The organism is Dankookia rubra (genome assembly GCF_004355005.1).
In the GTDB taxonomy this organism is placed as follows: Bacteria; Pseudomonadota; Alphaproteobacteria; order Acetobacterales; family Acetobacteraceae; genus Paracraurococcus; species Paracraurococcus ruber_A.
In genome coordinates, this window is the sequence record NZ_SMSJ01000190.1 from 1 (window position 1) to 4,339 (window position 4,339).

Sequence of the window (4,339 nt, forward strand, 5' to 3'; positions counted from 1 at the left end):
GAGGCGCAGCGCCGCCGCCGGCGTGGCCGTCGCGGTCGCGGCGCGCCGAATGGCCGCGAGGGCGAGGAGGCCCCGCCGCCGCGCGCCCCGCAGCCCCAGGCGCAACCGCAGCCGCAGCCGCAGCCGCGCTACATGGGCCCGACCCCGGCCGATCCCTTCGCCGGGCAGGTGGACGACATCCTGGCGGCGATGGAGGCGGCCGAGGCCGCCGCCGAAGCCGCCGCGACCGCCAGCCGCCGTGCCCGCGCCGCCTTCCCGATCGCCGCGGCCCCCGCGGACAGGACCATGGAGGCGGCTCCCGTCGAGCCGGCGCAGGTCGAGCCGGCGCAGGTCGAGTCGGGGCAGGTCGAGCCGGTGGCTGCCGAGCCGGTGCGGACCGACGTCCCCCCGGCCGAGGCGCCCGCCCCGGCCGAGCCGGTCGCCGCCGAACCGGAGGCGATGCCGGCCGCCCCCGAGGTCGAGGCGATCACCACCGCGCCGGAGGTCGGCCTGACCGAGGCGGCGCTCGCCGAGCCGGCGCCCGTGCCGGCCGCGCCCGAACCGACGCCCGTGCCTGCACCGGCCGCCGCCGCCGAGCCCGCCGAGACGGTGGTGCAGGGTCCCGTGGTGCAGCCGGTCAGCGTCGATGCGCTGGACGAGACCGCCCCGCGCCGCCGCGGCTGGTGGAAGCGGTAGAAAGGCTCGCGTCGGGGCGCGAGCGTCCCGACGCGTGACGCTGCCCTGGGAACGGAGGGCTGGAGCGGATCGGCGGCCGGACCTGGACGCGATCCGCTGCAGCGCTCGCGGCGGGAGGACCGGCCGGTCCCCCCCATGCCGTCAGACTGCCGAAACGCAAGAAGGCCGGGCATGCCATGCCCGGCCTTTCCGCATGCAGGGGCTGCGGCGGCGGGCGCCGCCCCGTAATCAGGCGCGGGCGGCGGCGGCCGGTGCGGCGGAAAGCCGCTGCAGGTCCCGCATGGTCGAGCGCAGCAGGCTGAGCTCGCCGGCCGAAAGCGGCCCGTCGCGCTCGTCATCCGCCCGGCGCACCACCGTCGCCAGCTTCACCAGGATCTCCGCCAGGGTGCCGGCCGGCGCCCGCGCCAGCGCGGTGATCGCCCGCGCCTCGGCCTCGACCAGCACGTCGAGCAGGTCCTCGTCGGCAGTCTCCGCGGTTTCGACCTGGATCAGCCGGGCCGACAGGGTGGCAATATCGGCCTGCGGGATCGGCGGGACGATGCGGAAGGGGATGACCTGGGACATGAATGGCATTCCTGGCGGGATGATGGGCTTGGGAAGTCAGGCGAGGGCCAGGCCCGTGCCGTTCTGCACCGGCAGGACGCAGGCGGTCGGGCACTGCGTCACCTTGCCGCCACGCTCGACGAAGGCCGCGAGCATCGCCGCGACATCGGCGTCATGCAGCGGGGGCAGCACCTGGCAGCGCGCCTTGTGCGCGAGGATGGTGGCCAGGCTGGACCGGCGGGCCTGGGCGGCCGCCGCGGCGGGCGAAAGGGGGCGGGTGGCGTTGCTCATGGGATAAACCTCACGGAACCGCGATCTGCAGATTGAATACAATCTGACGAAACCGTGAGCAAGCTCTTTTTGCGGCGCCTCTCCTACCAGCCGTGCAGCGCCCGTGAATCCGCCGGCGCCTGGTCCCGCCGCTCGGCCATCCCGTAGTCCCGCAGCACGGCCGCCACCCGCAGCCGGTAGCCGGCAAAGACCCCTTCCCGCCCCGCCGATTGCGAGCCGCGATGACCGGGATGGGTGCGCCAGCAGGCGACCGCCGACTCGTCCTCCCAGAACGACAGGCTGACCAGCTTTCCCGGGTTGCTGATGCTCTGGAACCGCTCGACCGAGATGAAGCCGGGCACCTTCTCCAGCTCCGGCTTCAGCCGGGCGGCATGCTCCAGGTAGTCCTCGAACCGGCCGTCGGCGGGCTCGACCTCGAAGATCACGGCAATCATGGCGGCACTCCCCTTTCGGCCAGACTGGCACGAGCGCCGCCTGCCTGTCCTTCGCGCGCGCCCGAAGCACGCGCACGAAAGCCGGGCTAGGCTGCCTCCATGACCAACCCCGCCGCCTTCGCCGCCACCGCCGCCCTGATGTCGGAACCGCCCCGCGCCGCCATGCTGCAGGCGCTGCTCTCCGGCGAGGCGCTGACCGCCGGGGAGCTGGCCCGCGTCGCCGGTATCGGCGCCCCGGCCGCCAGCGCGCATCTGGCGCGGCTGGTCGAGGGTGGGCTGGTCGCGGTCCACCCGCAGGGCCGGCACCGCTACCACCGCCTGGCCTCGGAGGAGGTGGCCGCAGCGATCGAGACGCTGGGCGGCCTCGCCGCCACGGTCGGGCCCCCGCCCCGCCGCTGGGCCCATGGCGAGGCCTTCCGCAGCGCCCGGCTCTGCTACGACCACCTGGCCGGACGGCTCGGCGTCGCCGTACATGCCGGGCTGACCGGGCGCGGCTGGATCGCCCCCGCCCCCGGCGGCTGGGCGGCGACCCCGGCCGGGGAGACGGGGCTGGCGGCGCTCGGCATCGACCTCGCCGCCGCTCGGCAGGCGCGCCGCTTCGCCTGCGACTGCATGGACTGGTCGGAGCGCCGGGCGCATCTGGCCGGCGGGCTGGGGCGGGAGATCGCCGCCTGCTGCCTGCGCCGCCACTGGGTGTCCCGCCTGCCCGGCGAGGGCCAGGGCGACCCGCTGGCCCGCCGCCGGCTGACGGTGACGCCGGAGGGCGCGCGGCGGCTCGGCGAGGCGCTCGGGGTCGCCGCCTGATGCCCTTGGATGCGAAAGCCGCGCCCGGCATCGCCCCGGCGACGCGGCTGCTGCTCGCCCTCGCCCTGATGACCGGCGCCAGCCAGTTCCACCGCGCCGCGCTCGGCGTGGTCGGGCCGGAGCTGGCGGCGGCGCTTGGCGGCGGGCCGGGGCTGCTGGGCGCGGCGAACGGCGCCTTCTTCCTCGCCCTGCTGCTGCTGCAGGTGCCGGTCGGCCTGGCGCTCGACCGGATCGGGCCGCGGCGGACGGTGGCCTGGCTGGCCATGCCGGCGGCGCTCGGCGCGCTGGGCCAGGCGCTGGCGCCGGATGCCGGCTGGTTCCTCGCCGCGCGCTTCCTGCTGGGGGTGGGCTGCGCCGCCTCCTTCATGGCCTCGGTCGTGCTCTGCGCCCGCTGGCATGCCGGGCCGGGGCTGACCACGGCGCTGGCGCGCGTCTTCGCGCTCAGCCAGGGCGGCATCCTGCTGGCCGGCGCGCCCTTCGCCGCGGCGGCGGGGGCCTTCGGCTGGCGCGGCGCCTATGCGCTCTCGGGCGTGCTGACCCTCGGCCTCGCCGCGCTCTGGTGGGGCTGGGTGCGGGACGACCCGCCGGACCGCCCAGCCCCGGCGCGCCCGGCCGAGACGCTGCTGGGCGCGCTGCGCGGCCAGCTCACGGTCTGGCGGACGCCCGGCCTGCTGCCGGTCCTGGCGATGCACCTGGTCGGCTATGCCGCCATGGCGACCGTGATCGCGGTCTGGGCCGGACCCTACCTGTCCGAGGTGCATGGCCTGGCCCCCGGCCCGCGCGGCGCGGTGCTGTTCGGCATGGGGCTGGCGCTGGTCGCCGGGCTGCTCGGCGTCGGGCCGCTGGAGCGGCGGCTGAACACCCGCAAATGGCTGGTCGCCGGGATGGCGGGCGCGGCGGCGCTGACGCTGGCGGCGCTCGCGTTCTGGCCGCAACCGCCGCTCGGCGTGGCCGTCGCGCTGCTGGTCGGGCTGTGCCTGTTTTCCTGCTACCCGGTGGTGGTGGTGGCGCATGGGCGGTCGCTGTTCCCGGACCACCTGGTCGGGCGCGGCGCGACCACGGTGAACCTGGCGCAGACCCTGGGCAGCGCGGCGCTGCCGGCGATGACCGGCTGGGCGGTGGCCTTCGCCCCCGCCGGGGCCGCTTGGCCGATCGCGTTCGGGACGCTGGCCCTGGCGCTGGTGCTCGGCATCGCGGGATACCTCACGGGGCGCGACGCGCCGCCGCGGCCCGGAGCAGGCCGCGTCAGGGCGTGACCGCCCGGACGCGTGCATCCGCTCCGAAGGCAATCCGCAGATGGGCAGGAGCGGTGCCGTGTTCATGTCCGAACGCGAACCGCGATAGCGGCTAAGCCTCCTCCTCCGGTGCCCCATCCAGCACCCGCTCGATCCGCGGCCAGACCCGCTTGAAGACCTCGGCATAGGCGGCCTGCTGCGCCGGGTCGCCGAGTGGCGCGGCGGTGTCGGGGTGGAGCTCGCGCGCCAGCAGCCGCCGCAGCGCCGCGATCCGCTCGCGCGGCGCGGCCAGTTCGGCCAGCCGCGCCTCGGCCGCCGCCGCGCGGCGGGCGGCGGCCTCCGCCTCGGCCCGGAGCC

General features: G+C 76.7%; 6 protein-coding genes and 1 pseudogene. 3 read left to right on the forward strand and 4 right to left on the reverse strand.

Going from position 1 to position 4,339, the window contains the following annotated elements:
* Positions 1-675 (forward strand): annotated as a pseudogene (locus tag E2C06_RS38245) (hypothetical protein); the annotation flags it as partial.
* A gap of 228 nt (positions 676-903) precedes the next feature.
* Here E2C06_RS38245 and E2C06_RS35485 read toward each other — a convergent pair.
* The 3 genes from E2C06_RS35485 to E2C06_RS35495 all read right to left on the reverse strand — a co-directional run bounded on the left by E2C06_RS35485 (position 904) and on the right by E2C06_RS35495 (position 1,943).
* Positions 904-1,239: a hypothetical protein gene (locus tag E2C06_RS35485; RefSeq protein WP_133293244.1), complete on the reverse strand. Its 336-nt coding sequence runs from the start codon at positions 1,237-1,239 to the stop codon at positions 904-906.
* A gap of 36 nt (positions 1,240-1,275) precedes the next feature.
* Positions 1,276-1,509 carry a hypothetical protein gene (locus E2C06_RS35490; RefSeq protein WP_133293245.1) on the reverse strand — a complete coding sequence of 78 codons (234 nt, stop codon included), beginning with the start codon at positions 1,507-1,509 and terminating at the stop codon, positions 1,276-1,278.
* Positions 1,510-1,592: 83 nt separating this feature from the next.
* A complete protein-coding gene (locus E2C06_RS35495; protein WP_133293246.1) occupies positions 1,593-1,943 on the reverse strand; it encodes an antibiotic biosynthesis monooxygenase family protein in 351 nt (116 codons plus the stop codon).
* Between the two features lie 99 nt (positions 1,944-2,042).
* Here E2C06_RS35495 and E2C06_RS35500 point away from each other — a divergent pair, with 99 nt between their 5' ends.
* Together E2C06_RS35500 and E2C06_RS35505 are read left to right on the forward strand one after the other, a co-directional pair.
* On the forward strand, positions 2,043-2,747 hold the full coding sequence (locus tag E2C06_RS35500; RefSeq protein WP_133293247.1) for an ArsR/SmtB family transcription factor: 705 nt from the start codon (positions 2,043-2,045) through the stop codon (positions 2,745-2,747).
* Positions 2,747-4,003 (forward strand): MFS transporter, encoded by a 1,257-nt coding sequence (locus tag E2C06_RS35505; RefSeq protein ID WP_133293248.1) that lies wholly within the window; start codon positions 2,747-2,749, stop codon positions 4,001-4,003. Before E2C06_RS35500 ends, E2C06_RS35505 begins: the two co-directional genes overlap by 1 nt.
* Positions 4,004-4,094: 91 nt before the next feature.
* Here E2C06_RS35505 and E2C06_RS38250 read toward each other — a convergent pair.
* Positions 4,095-4,339, reverse strand: a 245-nt coding sequence (locus tag E2C06_RS38250) for a hypothetical protein (protein WP_193560540.1), incomplete at its 5' end; no start/stop codon positions are given.